This window comes from Actinomadura sp. KC216 (assembly GCF_004348535.1).
Taxonomy (GTDB): domain Bacteria; phylum Actinomycetota; class Actinomycetes; order Streptosporangiales; family Streptosporangiaceae; genus Spirillospora.
The window spans coordinates 14,178-27,760 of the sequence record NZ_SMJX01000093.1 but is presented as its reverse complement, the minus strand read 5'-3'; the positions used below and the strand labels follow the sequence as shown (position 1 = coordinate 27,760).

Here is a 13,583-nt window from a genome sequence, read left to right as displayed (position 1 = left end):
AGTCCGAGCGATCGGGCTCCCCCGTCGCGACCCTCCCGCACACAGCACGGGCTAAACGTGGTGGCGAAGAGAATTCTGGATGCGCCGCCCGTCCCGCTCTCGCCCTCGGGTGAACCGCATCGGCCGTTCCTGTGAACACGCCCCATCGGAGCGCCGGGGAGCCGTTCGCCCGAGGGTGTTTTGCGTGCTCGAACCGGCATTTGAAAATGGATCGCTCCAGGCATGACCGATCAAGGTGCACGGCGGGTTTGTGATCAACTCGTGATGTACAGGGCCTTTTAGCCCATGTAACACTGGGACCCCGCCGCTGCCACGGCGGGGTCCTTGACCGTCCTCTGTGAGGAGAGGAGCCATGGAAGATCAACTCATGTTCCCGGCCTTCGAGCGACTGCACGACGCGCTCGGATCGGCGCTGCCGGTGCTGGTCGCCGGGCTATTGATGTGCGTTATCGCGCTGCTGCGCGAGCACTGGCGGCTCGCCCGCCGCCGGACGTGCGGCTGCGGGTGCGGCAGCCCGCTGCGCCGCTGCGAAACCAAGATCACCGCTGGTGGGGCGGCTGCGCACCGCCTCGCCGGCGGCGGCGTCATCGCCCGCGGGAGCCGCGGGCGCCACCGGGGGACCCCTCGTGGAGGAGGGCGTCGTGGAGGAGGCCGTCATGGAGGAGACCGACCGGTGTCAGGGCCCGCAGCCGGGGTGCTCGCAGATCCCCACCCTGGAGGTGGTCCTCGGCCGGCTGTCGGATCGGGCGCCGCTGCCGCCCCTGCGGGTGTGCTCCCAGTGCGGAGCCTGCATCCTGACCGTCCACGGGGTGTGGCCGGAGGGGGCGCCGAGCCCGTACCGGGTGGTGCGGATCCGGCTGCTGCACCAGCCGGCGGTCAGCACGCCGCGGGCGCCGTCCTCACCACCGTGGGTGCGGGTGCCTGAGGCGGGCGCGGCCGCCCCGGTCGCCGCTCGGCGACCGTGACCGCGCCGTGACCGTGCCGGGACGTCTACGGGGGCGTCCCGGCCCGGCCGGGCCCCCGGACGGTGGCGCCGAGCGGGACCGTCCAGCATCGCCAGCCGGCGAGCTCGCCGTCCACGACATAGGACGGCGGCGGAAGGTGCGTCACGCCGTAGGAGTCGAGTGCCGCGTCCAGCCAGGCGTCGTCCTGAGCGGTCGTCCCTTCCGGCTGGTCGTAGGCGATGAGGGTCCGGTCCGCGACGAAGATGAGAGCACCTCCGTTGGGCGCCACCAGGTATGTGTCGGCAACTACCTCGGTACTGACCAATGACCTGATATCACTCACGTAGCCGACCCTCTCAAACCCCTTTACCCCCTTGCAGTTCCTCCCCCATCAAGGAGTTAGGTCCGAACAGAGGCTACAAGAAGCAGTCAGGCATCCGGTAGAGGTGACTCGATCGCCTAGTCGCTGACAACCTTCTGCTGCTGCCGCGCCACGTATGAGGATTTCGGCTCGGAGATCCGTTCGTAGTCGGGATCGGCCGCGGCCTCGTCCGGTGTGCGGGTGTCGCGGTAGAGACCCTGATGGGGGTCGTATCTGATGATCTGATTATCGTCGCGGATGTTGCGCACCGCGGTGACGTACATTTCCCGCACCGATACGGCGAGATTGTCGAGCCCCAGTGCGCGCACCCGTGCGTGGTATTCGAGAAGCCGGTACAGGCTCTGGTTGCGTTCCTGGCGCGGCAGGTCAGGCCATGCCTCGAACTCGCGGTCGGCACGGACGCGCCGGGCCCCGACCGTTACCCCGTACTGCTCCTGGAGGCGCTCGCGATTACGCTGCACCCACACGCGGACGTAGCTTTCGGTCACCTCTTCGTCTACCAGAACGCTCAGCCGGTGAGCGTACCCCCGCCACGGCAGTTCCTTTCCGTGCTCGCGCCAGAGGCTCAAAAAGTCCTCATCGCGAATAAGGCCCATGTTCAGACTCTCCGTTACTCACTCCCCGGCTGCCAAGCATAGGGGGAGCCGATGCCGAAGACCACCTCGGGTGCCAGTAAAAGGCTACAGATCGTGACCCCGTGCGGGTCAGCGGCCCGGAAGCGATCTTGTAGCGAGGGCTAACCCGGGCGTGGCGTTCGCTAGTGCGCTACCGAGAATGGTAATTTCAGCTGACCGTTGGAGCGATCCGCCCTACGGGCCCGCCGGGGGAAGCCATTCGTCGGCGATCGCGACCGTCAGCTGCTCCAGCAGCGGCCCCGCCCGGCGGACGCGGCGCTCCGGATCCGGCTCGATGTCGGCGAGCGCGTACGCGCCCTGGATCCGCGCCTTGCGGAGCTGCTCGCCGGTGAGGCCGCGCCGCCCGGCCACCGCGACGACGGGCGCGCCCGCGCGGGCGGCGGCGCGCGCCACCCCGATGGGCGCGGTGCCGCGCAGCGAGCGGGTGTCCAGCGAGCCCTCCCCGGTGACGACCAGCCGCGCGCCGCGAGCCTTCCCGGCGAAGCCGAGCAGATCGAGCATGAGGGACGCGCCGGGCTCGAACGTGGCGCCGAGGAAGGTGAGCGCGGCGAACGCGACGCCGCCCGCCGTCCCCGCGCCGGGCAGGTCGCGGGCCGCCTTCCGGGACGCCGCCTCCGCCAGGTCGGCCCAGCGGCGCAGGCCCGCGTCCAGCACCCGGACCTCCTCGCGGGTCGCGCCGCGCCGGGGGCCGTCCACCGCGGCCGCGCCGGTGCGGCCGAGCAGCGGGCCCGCCGGATCGCCCGCCACCACCACCTCGATGCCCGACATGTCGGGCAGGCCGCGCAGGTCGAGGGCGTGCAGCGAGCGCAGCGCCGCGCCGCCGGGCGGCAGGTCCTTGCCGAGCGCGTCGAGCAGCCGCCCGCCGAGCCCCTGCACGAGACCCGCGCCGCCGTCGGTGCAGGCGCCGCCGCCGAGCCCGAGCACGATCCGGCGCGCGCCGAGCCGCACCGCGTGCCCGAGCAGCTGGCCCGTCCCGAAACTGGACGCGACGAGCGGGCGCGGCTTCCCGCCCGGCAGCCGCCGCACCCCGGACGCCTCCGCGAGCTCCACCACCGCGCTGCGGCCGTTCAGCGCCAGCCGCGCGGTGACGGGACGGCACGTCGGCCCGGAGACCTCGACGTCGACCCGCCGCCACCCGGCCGCCACCGCCGCCTCGACGGTGCCCTCCCCGCCGTCGGCGACCGGCAGCTCGACCAGCGGGACGCCGGGCCGCGCGCGGCGCAGCCCGGCCGCGAGATGGCGGGCCGCCTGCGCCGCGGTCAGCGCCCCCGGGAACCTGCCGGGCGCCAGCACGACATGCCCCGGCGGGGACAGGTGCGGGGGAGAGTCCGCGGACACCACAGGCACGCCTTTCACGCCGGGGGGTAAGGCCCTACCTTCTGCTTACGCCATGACGGCACTATTTGACACCCGCAAGCGCGTCCGGGACTTCCAAATGAACGGAGAGTTGCCCAGAAAGGACCGTGGGACGACGTGACCGGCGGCGGCTACCGCACGTCCAGCCACTCCTCGATCGGCTCGATCGCGAAGAAGAGCAGGAACAGCAGCACCACCGGCCACAGCCAGACCGAGACCTCGCGCCACCGGCCCCTGGCCAGCTTGATCAGCGCGAAGCTCACCATCCCGCCGCCGATCCCGATCGTGATCGAGAACGTGAACGGCATCAGCACGATGGTGAGGAAGGCCGGGATGGTGATGTCCAGATCGCCCCAGTCGACCTTGGCGACCTGCGTCATCATCAGCGCGCCGACGACGACCAGCGCGGGCGCCGCGGCCTGCGCCGGGACGGTCGCGGCGAGCGGGGTGAGGAACAGCGTCACCGCGAACAGCGCGCCGGTGGCGAGGTTGGCGAGGCCCGTCCGGGCGCCCTCCCCGACGCCCGCCGCCGACTCGACGAACACGGTGTTGGCGGACGAGCTGGTCACGCCGCCGAACGCGGCGGACAGGCCGTCCACCGACAGGATCCGGCCGAGCCGCGGCACCTGGCCCTTCGCGTCCAGCAGCCCGGCCTCGTCGCTGACGCCGAGGATCGTGCCCATCGCGTCGAAGAACCCCGACAGCACCAGCGTGAACAGCACGACCAGCGCGGTGATCGCACCCGCCTCGGCGAACCCGCCGAACAGGTCGAACTCCCCGAACAATCCGAAGTCGGGCGCGGCGAACAGCTGGTCGGGCATGTTCGGGGTCACCACGCCCCAGCCGCCCTCCTTGATCGTCGCGTTCTCCTGGATGGCCACGGCGCCGACCGTCCCGGCGACGATGCTGATCAGGATCGCGCCCGGCACCCGCCGCACGTACAGGACGATCATCAGCAGCAGGGTGAGCGCGAACACCAGTGCGGGCCACGTCGACAGATGGCCGCCGGTACCGAGCGCCAGCGGCGGGCTCACGTCGCTCGACGAGACGAACCCCGCGTCGTAGAACCCGACCAGCGCGATGAACGCGCCGATGCCGACCGCGATCGCGTGCTTGAATGCCAGCGGGATCGAGTTCATGATCCGCTCGCGGATCCCGGTGAGCGCCAGCAGCACGATGACCGCGCCCTCGATCACCACCAGGCCCATCGCCTGCGGCCACGTCATCACCGGCGCCGCCTGGAACGCCACGACCGCGTTGATGCCGAGCCCGGCGGCGAGCGCGAGCGGCGCGTTCCCGACCAGCCCCATGATCACCGTGGCGATCGCCGCGGACAGCGCCGTCATCGTCGTGAGCTGCGGGATCGACAGCGTCGCCCCGGTGACGTCCTTCGCCCCGCCGAGGATGATCGGGTTCAGCAGGATGATGTAGGCCATCGCGAAGAACGTCGTGACGCCGCCGCGCAGCTCGCGCGGCACGGTCGTCCGGCGCCCGGAGAGATCGAAGAGCCGTTCCAGCGGTCCGCCACGGCCTGCCGGCGGTGATTCGTCGGTCTCGGCGGCGTCGGTGTCGGACATGCGCGGGCTCCGCTTTCCAGCGTGATCTCGAAATGGCGTGCACAGGGTAGCCGGTATACCCTGCGCGGGTGCGGAGCACGCTCCGGTACCGAATCAGCGGAATCACCGCGCCGACCGGCCGTGATCTGGGCACACTTGACGAGCGAGTCGTTTTCATCCTCGTCCTGCGCGCGGCGCAGCCGGCGAGCATCCCGTAGGCGGTGGTCACAGATGGACCGGGAGACACTGGGGCAGCGCATCCGCGCCCTGCGCATCAGGCAGGGCGTGAGCCAGGCCCAGCTCGCCTTCCCAGAGCTGTCCGACAGCTACATCTCGCTGATCGAGAGCGACAAGCGGGTGCCGGCCCCGAGCGTGGTGGAGCTGCTCGCGACGAAGCTGAACTGCTCGGCGACCTACCTCGTCAGCGGCGTCAGCGAGGACGTCGTCGACGAGCTGCGCGTCACCCTCGACTACGCCGAGATCGCGCTGAGCAACGGCGCGGCGGCCGAGGCGCGGGCCAGGTTCGCCGAGGTGCTCGCCAGCGCCGACGCCGTCGCGCTGCCCGACATGCTGCACCAGGCGCGGTGGGGCCACGCGCTCGCGCTGGAGGCCGCGGGCGAGCTGGAGGAGGCCATCGCGCAGCTGACGGAGCTGACCGAGGAGGCGTCCGCCGAGACCGACCTCGACCACTGGGCGAAGGTCCACGTCGCGCTGAGCCGGTGCCTGCGCGAGCGCGGCGACACCAGCGCGGGCGTGCAGGCCGCCGAGAACGCGCTGCGGCACCTCATCGCGACCGGCGCCGACTCCACCGACGCCGCCGTCCACCTCGGGGCCGCGCTGCTCGCCGCGTTCATCGAGCGCGGCGACCTCGTCCGCGCCCGGCAGCTCGCCGCGCAGCTGGTGGAGCGGGCCGAGCGGATCGGCAGCCCCCGCGCCCGGATGGTCGCCTACTGGGAGGCCGCCTACGTCGCCGAGATTCGCGGCGACTACGAGGACGGCGTCACCCTCGCCGAGCGGGCGCTGATGCTCGCCGGCGACGGCGAGGACCCGCGCAACCTCAACCGGCTCCGCGTCATCTACGCGGGGCTGCTGCTGCGCGCCCGGCCCGACCAGGCCGCCCGCGCCCGCGAGCTGCTCGAACGCGTCAGCGGCGAGATCAACGCCAGCGCGTCGGGAGAGATCGACGTCGCCTGGTGCCTGACCGAGCTGGCCCGCGCGGAGACGTCGCTCGGCCGCCCCGCCGAGGCGGTGCGGCTCGCCGAGGAGGCCCTGGACCTGCTCGGGGACGCGCCGCGCCGCGCCACCGCCGGGGCGCTGACGGTGCTCGGCGAGGCGTCGGTGCGGCTCGGCCACCGCGACCGCGCCGTGGAGGTGCTGACCCGCGCCGCCACCTGCCTGGAGGAGATGGAGTCCTCCCGGGAGGCCGCGCAGGCGTGGTTCGACCTGGCCGAGGTCCTCGCCGAGACGGGGACCGCGGAGGAGCCCCGCATGGCCGCCTACCGCCGCGCCCTGACCTGCGTGGGCGTGTAGCCGGGCACGGGGCGCTGCGGGGATGCCCGCGCGACGACCCCGAACGGCCCGGACGACCCGGGACTGCCCGGTGTCATCGGCTCAGTAAGGTAGAGACGCCCCGTCGACTCCTTACAGAACCCGGCCTCCCATGAGCACCCAAGGATCACCGGACGTCGAGCCGGACGTGAGCAGGGCCGCCCTGGGGGTGCTGCGCGCCGCCGTGATCACGGTGGCGGCGTGCGGCGCCGTCCTGGTGGGCGGGCTCGTTCTCGGCGGCTCCGTCACCGAGAAGGTCATCCCCGGACTCGGCGACGCCGGCGTCCTCACGCGGTGGGGGCTGCCCGCCTCCCGCGCGGCGATGGACCTGCTGTCCGCGCTGACCGTCGGCGCCCTGATCGCCGCCGCCGCTCTCCTGCCCATCCAGAGCCCCGCCAAGGGGGAGCGCGGGGCCGGGCGGCTGTCCAAGGACGCGATCGGCTACCTGCACGCCGCGTCATGGCTCGCCGCCGTCTGGGCCGCCGCCGCCGCGGCCACCCTCGTGTTCACGGTCGCCGACGTCCTCGGCCAGCCGGTCGAGCAGGTCGTCACCGGCAGCGAGCTGAGCAGCTACGTCGGCTCGCTGCCGCAGGGCACCGCGCTGATGATCGTGGTGCTGCTGGCCGTCGTCGTGGCGCTGCTGGCCCGCACCACCACGACCCCCGCCGCCGCGTTCGGGCTGCTCGCGCTGGCCGGGATCGCGCTGCTGCCCGCGCCGCTGACCGGGCACTCGGCGTCCGCCGCCAACCACACCGTCGCGACGACCGGCGTCGCGCTGCACGTCGCCGCGGTCGCGCCGTGGGTCGGGGGCCTCGCCGTCGTCGGCGTGCACGCCCTGCTCCGCCGCGACCGGCTGCCCGTCATGGCCGACCGGTTCAGCCGCATGGCCCTGTGGTGCTACGTCGTCGTCGGCGCCAGCGGCCTGGTGAACGTGATCGCGCGGCTGCCCGACCCGGTCGAGATGGTCGAGACCGACTACGGGCGGCTCGCCCTCGGCAAGATCGCCGCGTTCGCGCTGCTGGGCTGGTTCGGCTGGTGGCACCGGACCCGGACCCTCCCGGCCGTGGAGGCGGGCAGGCCCTGGTCGTTCGCGCGGCTCGCGTCCGTCGAGGCCGCCGTGATGGGCGCCGCCATGGGCCTCGCCGTCGCGCTGGCCCGCACCGCGCCGCCCGCGCCCGCCGAGCCGGAGTCCCCGGTCAAGGCGCTGCTCGGCTACGAGATGCCGCCGCAGATCAACCCGGCGCGGCTCGCCACCCTGTGGCAGCTCGACCTGCTCTTCGTCGTGCTGGTCATCGCGCTCGGCGGCCTCTACCTCGCCGCGGTCGTCCGGCTGCGGCGGCGCGGCGACTCCTGGCCGCTCGGGCGCACCGCGGCCTGGCTCATCGGGCTGGTGACGATCGTCGCCGTCACCGAGACCGGCGTCGCCAAGTACGCGCCGATCCTGTTCAGCGTGCACATGGCCCAGCACATGGTGCTGAACATGCTGGCGCCGATCTTCCTGGTCCTCGGCGCGCCGGTGACGCTCGCGCTGCGCGCCCTCAAGCCCGCGCGCATCCGCGGCGACCGGGGCCCGCGCGAATGGCTGACCGCGATGCTGCACAGCCGCTACGCCGCGGTCATCGCGCATCCGGCGGTGGCGACGTTCATCTTCGTCGTGAGCACGTTCGCGCTGTACTTCACGCCGCTGTTCGAGTCGGCGATGCGCAACCACCTCGGGCACATGGCGATGTCGCTGCACTTCCTGATCGCCGGGAGCCTGTTCTTCTGGGTGCTGCTCGGCGTCGACCCCGCGCCGAAGAAGCTGCCCTACCCGGGGCGGCTCCTGCTGCTGTTCGTCACGATGCCGTTCCACGCGTTCTTCGGCATCGCGCTGATGAACCTGGGCGAGCCGCTGGCGCGCGGCTGGTACGCGGCCGTCGACGCGCCGTGGGGCACCACGATCCTGAAGGACCAGCACACCGGCGGGGCGATCGCGTGGGGCTTCGGCGAGGTCCCGACGTTCCTCGTCCTGATCGTCCTGGCCGTCCAGTGGTACCTGGACGACCAGCGCCAGGCCCGGCGCCTGGACCGCAAGGCCGACCGCGCGGCGGCGCCCGGCGGGCGCTCCGAGGACGACGAGCTCGCCGCCTACAACGCCCGCCTCGCCAGGCTCGCCGAACGCGACAAGCCCGAATAGCCCCCGGAGGAGCCATCCCCTCTCCCTCTCGCGGGGGAGTGGACGGGGGTCCTGATCTGCGAGGATCGGTGGCGTGATGCGCGTCCTGCGGCCGCTGATCGAGCGGACGACCTGGCTGCGCTGGTCCCATCTCGTCGTGGGCGGCGCGCTGCTGATGCCGTACTGGTTCCTCGGGATCAGCCTCATCCCGCTGCTGCCGATCGCCAACGGCGTCGTCAAGGCCGTGCTGCTGCTGCTGTTCATGCCGGCGGTCGCGACGTTCGTCACGGGGCTCGTGCCGACGGTGCGGCTGCTGGAGGGGGCGCTCGCGAAGGAGCTGCTCAAGGGCCCGGCCGCCTCGATCGTGCCCGGGTCGGCGCGGTCGTGGGAGAGCCGGGCGCGGGCCGGGGCGTGGTTCGGCCTGCATCTGGGCGCCGGGGTGGTCGTCAGCGGGCCGAGCCTGGTGGTGCCGCCGTTCGCGGTCGTGATGATCCTCGCGCCGCTGGTGACCTGGGACAACGGGTTCCTCGGCTTCTGGGGCTGGCAGGACACCTGGCACCAGTGGCCCGCGCCGCTGATCGGGCTCATGTTGCTCGCCGCGCTGCTCGCGCTGATCGTCGGCGCGGGGGAGCTGCTGGCGCGGCTGGCGCCGTGGTTCCTCGGGCCGTCCGCGGCGGAGAAGCTCGCCGACATGGAGGCGAGGGCCGTCAAGCTCGCCGAGCGGAACCGCCTGGCCAGGGAGCTGCACGACTCGGTCGGCCACGCGCTCAGCGTGGTGACGCTCCAGGCCGCCGCGGCGGGACGGGTCCTGGACGCCGACCCCGCGTTCGCCCGCGAGGCGCTCGGCGCGATCGAGGACGCGGCCCGCGCCGCGCTGGAGGACCTCGACCATGTGCTCGGGCTGCTGCGGGAGGACGCGTCCAGGAACGCCGCCGCACCGCAGGCCACGCTGAAGGACCTCGGGCGGCTGCTGGAGCAGACGCGGATCGCCGGGGTGAGGCTCGACGCGGAGATCGGCGACGAGGTGGAGCAGGTCCCGGCGGCGGTGTCGCGGGAGGCGTACCGGATCGTCCAGGAGGGGCTCACGAACGCGCTGCGGCACGCCGGGAAGGTCCCGGTGCGGCTGCGGCTCGGGGTGGAGCGCGAACGGCTGGAGATGGAGATGACCAACCCGCTCGACAGGTCGGCGGCCGTCGGCGCCGATCACGGCGGCGGACGCGGGCTCGGCGGTGTGCGCGAGCGCGTCACCGTCCTGCGCGGCGAGATGACCGCCGGGCCGGACGGGGACCGCTGGCGGTTCCACGTGTCGCTCCCGCTAAGGTCCGGATCATGACGGGGGACGCGGGCATGACGGGGGACGCGGGCATGGCGATCAAGGTGCTGCTCGTCGATGACGAGCGGCTGATCAGGGCGGGCCTGGCGGCCATCATCCAGGCCGAGGACGACCTCACCGTGGTGGGGGAGGCGTCCGACGGCGCGGAGGTCCTGGACGCGGTGAAGCGGCTGCGTCCCGACGTGATCCTCATGGACGTGCGGATGCCGCGCCTCGACGGCATCCAGGCGACCCGCCGCATCCTGGAGACCATCCCGGAACCGCCGCGCATCATCGTCGTCACGACGTTCGAGAACGACGAGTACGTGTACGACGCGCTCAAGGCGGGCGCGAACGGCTTCCTGCTCAAGCGGACGCGCCCGGAGGAGATCCTGCAGGCCGTCCGGATGGTGGCGCACGGCGACAGCCTGCTGTTCCCGGCCGCGATCCGGGAGCTGGCCGCGCGGCACGCGCCGTCCGGCGGGGCGGACGCGGCGCGCTGGCACGGGCAGCTCACCGAGCGCGAGGCCGACGTCCTGCGGCTCATGGCCAAGGGACGCTCGAACGCGGAGATCGCCGAGGACCTGTTCGTCAGCCCGCAGACGGTGAAGACGCACGTCGGGAACATCCTCGCGAAGCTGCAGGCCCGCGACCGCACGCAGGCGGTGATCCTCGCCTACGAGACGTCCTTCATCACGCCCGGCTGACTTTCGGCACGCCGCTTACGCCTGATTTACCTGCGGGTAGCTAGAAAAGAGCAGAAGGGAAGAAGTCCGACAGATCGGGGGATCATGGACGCCGTCACGCTGGCCGAACTCCGCAAGCCGAGGCCCTATCCGGCGGTGTCGGTGCTGATGCCGACGCACCGGTCCGTCCCGGCCAACCGGCAGGACCCCATCCGGCTGCGCAACCTGCTGGCCGAGGTCCGGCGGCGGCTGCACGACGACGCTCTCGTGGCGCCCGACGCCGCCGAGCACGTGCTCCGCGGCCTGGAGCGCGCCGCCGCGGAGGTCGACCTGCGGCACGCCTCCGACGGGCTGGTGCTGTTCGCGGCGCCCGGCGGCGAGCACCACGCGTTCACGATCGCGCAGACCGTGGACGAGCGCGTCGTCGTCGACAGCGGCTTCGCCACCCGCGACCTCGTCGCCGACTTCACGCGCACCCCGCGCTACTGGCTGCTGTCGCTGTCGGACCACCGCACGCGCCTGTGGGACGGCCACGGCGAGGACCTCACCGAACGCACCGGCGGCGGCTTCCCCGTCGAGCCGGAGCCGCTCGACGAGGCGGGCTCCGGGCGCCAGTCGCGGCGCGGGGCGCAAGGCGGCGACGCCGAACGCCACAGGCAGACGATACGGGACGTCGTCGGCGCCCTCGACCGTGTCCTGGCCCGCGACCGCCGCCCGCTGATCGTCGCGGGCGTCACCCGCCACCAGGCGTTCTTCGACGAGGTCGCGGGCCCGCACATCACCGTGGCGGGACGCGTCGACGGCAGCTTTGAGGGCGCCGCGCCCAGCGCGCTCGCCGCGGCGGCCCGGCCCGCGCTCGCCGCCTACGAGGACCTCCGCGAGGTCGGCGTGCTGTCCGAACTGGAGGCGGCGCGCAGCATCCAGCGCTACGCGGGCGGCCTGTGCGAGGTCACGCGGCTGGTCGAGGAGGGGCGCGGCGAGCACCTCGTCGTCGAGCGCGGCTACTACGCGCCCGCCGTGAAGACCGACGGCGAACTCGTCCCGGTGGACGGCATGCCCGGCGTCCTCAAGGGCGCGGACGTCGTCGACGACGCCGTGGACGACGTGATCGAGACCACGCTGGAGTACGGCGGCGAGGTCACGTTCGTCTCGGACGGCTTCCTCGTCGACCACGACCGCATCGCCCTGGTCACGCGCTACTGAGCCGCGCCACAGGACGGGTCGCGCCAGCTCACCCACCCGATCGACCAGGCACGTCCCGGATACGGCCGCCATCCCGCCGGATGCGCGGGCCACGACGCCTCCGGAGCCGTCCCGTCCGGCAGCGGCACCACGACCGTGCAGACGCCGGGCGCGGGACGGCGGCCGTCCCGGATGTCGACGCGGCCGACGCGCGTCCACCACACGGGATGGATGAGCCTGGTCTTCACGGCCCAGTGCAGCGACACGTCCGCGGCGACCCCGCCCGCCTCCGGCCCCGGGAACGGCGGTGCCGGGCGGGTCCGCAGCGGTGACGGCCCCATCGCGAACGTCACCGCGGCCAGGTTGATCCCCGCCAGCGTGACGGCCATGGCGCCCGCGCGATGCCGTGGGCCGAGCCGCGACAGCCCCAGGAACCCGCACAGCAGGCCGCCCACGACGAGCGTCACCGCGGGCAGATGCAGCGCGGTCCGGTCGCCGGAGAGGAACGTGGTCTCGGGGAAGTCGAACGCGATGAACGCGTGGGTGCGGAGCCGCTCGCCCGCGTAGGCGGTCACCCAGAGCGCGGCGGTCCCCAGGACGAGCAGGGACGCCGCCGCGAGCCGGACCGCCGCCCGCGGCCCGGAGCGCGCCAGCGCCGCCGCGCCGATCAGCGTGTAGGCGAGGGCCAGGCACGACAGGTAGCGGCCGTAGGCGAAGTTCCCGACCCGGTGCTCGTCCGGCAGCGCGGCCGAGGAGGCGTAGGCGATCGCGAGGGTGGTGGCGAGCAGCGCCGCCGCCATGATCCGGTCGGGCCGCGGCGCGCGGCGGCGGGCCAGCACCGCCGCGACGGCGGCCAGTCCCACCCCGGCCAGGCCCCACGTGGACACGATCAGGTACCAGACCTGCCCGGCGGCGCCCGACAGGGCCCATTCCTGCCCCGGAACGGTGGTGATCCTCAGTTCGAGCGACGCGGCGAGGTCCCGCACGCCGCCCGGATACAGCTCGCCCTCGATCCGCGCGTTCAGCGAGGCCCCGGCCGCGTATCCGGCGAGCGCGACCGCGCCCCCGGCGACCGTGGCCCGATCCCGCAGGCGATGCGTGACCGCCACACCGACGAGCACGAGCACGTGGACGACCAGGACGACCGTCCCGCGCGTATGGACCATCGCCGCATAGGACGCGACCACGCTCGCCCCGACCGCGTCCAAGGCCCGGCCCTCCCGGACGAAGCGGTCGAGCACCAGCAGCCAGGCCAGTACCAGCGCGGGCAGGACGGCGTCGGCGAGCGCGAACGCGCCGAAGAACGTCGTGGCGGGCAGCAGCGCCGCCGCGAACGCCACGGCCGGCCCGGCCCGGCGGCCGAGCCCGAGCCGCCGCGCCGCCGCGTACCCGAGCGGGAACAGCGCCGCGCCGAGCACCGCGTTGATCACCATGACGATCGTGTAGACGGTGGCCGGGTCGCGCGAGACCCAGTACGCCGGGACGAGCAGCAGCGGATACCCGCCCTGGTAGAAGGTGTTCCCGGACAGGTCGCCGCCCGCCGATCCGGCGAGCCACCGGGCCGCCACCAGGTAGCCGGTCTCGTCCGGATTCGCCGCCGGGGACGTCCGCGCCCGCGCGAACCACAGCCGCACGAGCACCTGCGCCGCCGTCCCCGCCGCCAGCAGCCACGGCAGGACGGCGGGACGGCGCGCGGGCCGCGGTTCCGGCGGGCCGCCCCCGCCGGGCGGGCCGTCACGGCGGGACGGGGCGGTCATGAGCGTCATGGCGCCCACGCTCCGTCCCGAGTGTCATGATCTTGTGCGGGCGATGTCCGGATCTCGTGAC

The 13,583-nt window shown here is 73.3% G+C and carries 11 protein-coding genes; 6 read left to right on the top strand and 5 right to left on the bottom strand.

All coding sequences use genetic code 11. From position 1 onward, the window contains the following. Nucleotides 1–641 precede the first annotated feature (641 nt). The gene (locus E1264_RS18210; protein WP_165964229.1) at nucleotides 642–965 is read left to right on the top strand and encodes a hypothetical protein; all 324 of its coding nucleotides are present in this window, start codon (nucleotides 642–644) and stop codon (nucleotides 963–965) included. A 25-nt stretch (nucleotides 966–990) separates the two neighbouring features. On the opposite strand, the gene E1264_RS18205 is transcribed toward E1264_RS18210, so the two are convergent. The 4 genes from E1264_RS18205 to E1264_RS18190 form a co-directional block, all read right to left on the bottom strand. Continuing rightward, nucleotides 991–1,233 carry a hypothetical protein gene (locus tag E1264_RS18205; protein WP_132174990.1) on the bottom strand — a complete coding sequence of 81 codons (243 nt, stop codon included), beginning with the start codon at nucleotides 1,231–1,233 and terminating at the stop codon, nucleotides 991–993. 170 nt (nucleotides 1,234–1,403) lie between these two features. Next, the gene (locus tag E1264_RS18200) at nucleotides 1,404–1,922 is read right to left on the bottom strand and encodes a hypothetical protein (RefSeq protein WP_132174988.1); all 519 of its coding nucleotides are present in this window, start codon (nucleotides 1,920–1,922) and stop codon (nucleotides 1,404–1,406) included. Nucleotides 1,923–2,135: 213 nt separating this feature from the next. Beyond that, on the bottom strand, nucleotides 2,136–3,299 hold the full coding sequence (locus tag E1264_RS18195; protein ID WP_243711004.1) for a glycerate kinase: 1,164 nt from the start codon (nucleotides 3,297–3,299) through the stop codon (nucleotides 2,136–2,138). 149 nt (nucleotides 3,300–3,448) lie between these two features. Then, the gene (locus E1264_RS18190) at nucleotides 3,449–4,894 is read right to left on the bottom strand and encodes an NCS2 family permease (protein WP_132174986.1); all 1,446 of its coding nucleotides are present in this window, start codon (nucleotides 4,892–4,894) and stop codon (nucleotides 3,449–3,451) included. 210 nt (nucleotides 4,895–5,104) lie between these two features. On the opposite strand from E1264_RS18190, the gene E1264_RS18185 reads away from it, so the two are divergent. From E1264_RS18185 to E1264_RS18165, 5 genes are all read left to right on the top strand, one after another. Then, entirely contained in the window at nucleotides 5,105–6,403 is a 1,299-nt protein-coding gene (locus E1264_RS18185; RefSeq protein ID WP_132174984.1) for a helix-turn-helix transcriptional regulator, read from the top strand. Nucleotides 6,404–6,533: 130 nt separating this feature from the next. Next, entirely contained in the window at nucleotides 6,534–8,597 is a 2,064-nt protein-coding gene (locus tag E1264_RS18180) for a cytochrome c oxidase assembly protein (protein ID WP_132174982.1), read from the top strand. Between the two features lie 76 nt (nucleotides 8,598–8,673). After that, a complete protein-coding gene (locus tag E1264_RS18175) occupies nucleotides 8,674–9,909 on the top strand; it encodes a histidine kinase (RefSeq protein WP_132174998.1) in 1,236 nt (411 codons plus the stop codon). A gap of 32 nt (nucleotides 9,910–9,941) precedes the next feature. After that, nucleotides 9,942–10,595, top strand: coding sequence for a response regulator transcription factor (locus E1264_RS18170; protein ID WP_132174997.1), 654 nt, complete (start codon nucleotides 9,942–9,944; stop codon nucleotides 10,593–10,595). Between the two features lie 84 nt (nucleotides 10,596–10,679). Then, a complete protein-coding gene (locus tag E1264_RS18165) occupies nucleotides 10,680–11,777 on the top strand; it encodes a hypothetical protein (protein WP_132174980.1) in 1,098 nt (365 codons plus the stop codon). Here E1264_RS18165 and E1264_RS18160 read toward each other — a convergent pair. After that, nucleotides 11,771–13,522 (bottom strand): hypothetical protein, encoded by a 1,752-nt coding sequence (locus E1264_RS18160; protein ID WP_132174978.1) that lies wholly within the window; start codon nucleotides 13,520–13,522, stop codon nucleotides 11,771–11,773. The genes E1264_RS18165 and E1264_RS18160 overlap by 7 nt on opposite strands. Nucleotides 13,523–13,583: the final 61 nt, after the last annotated feature.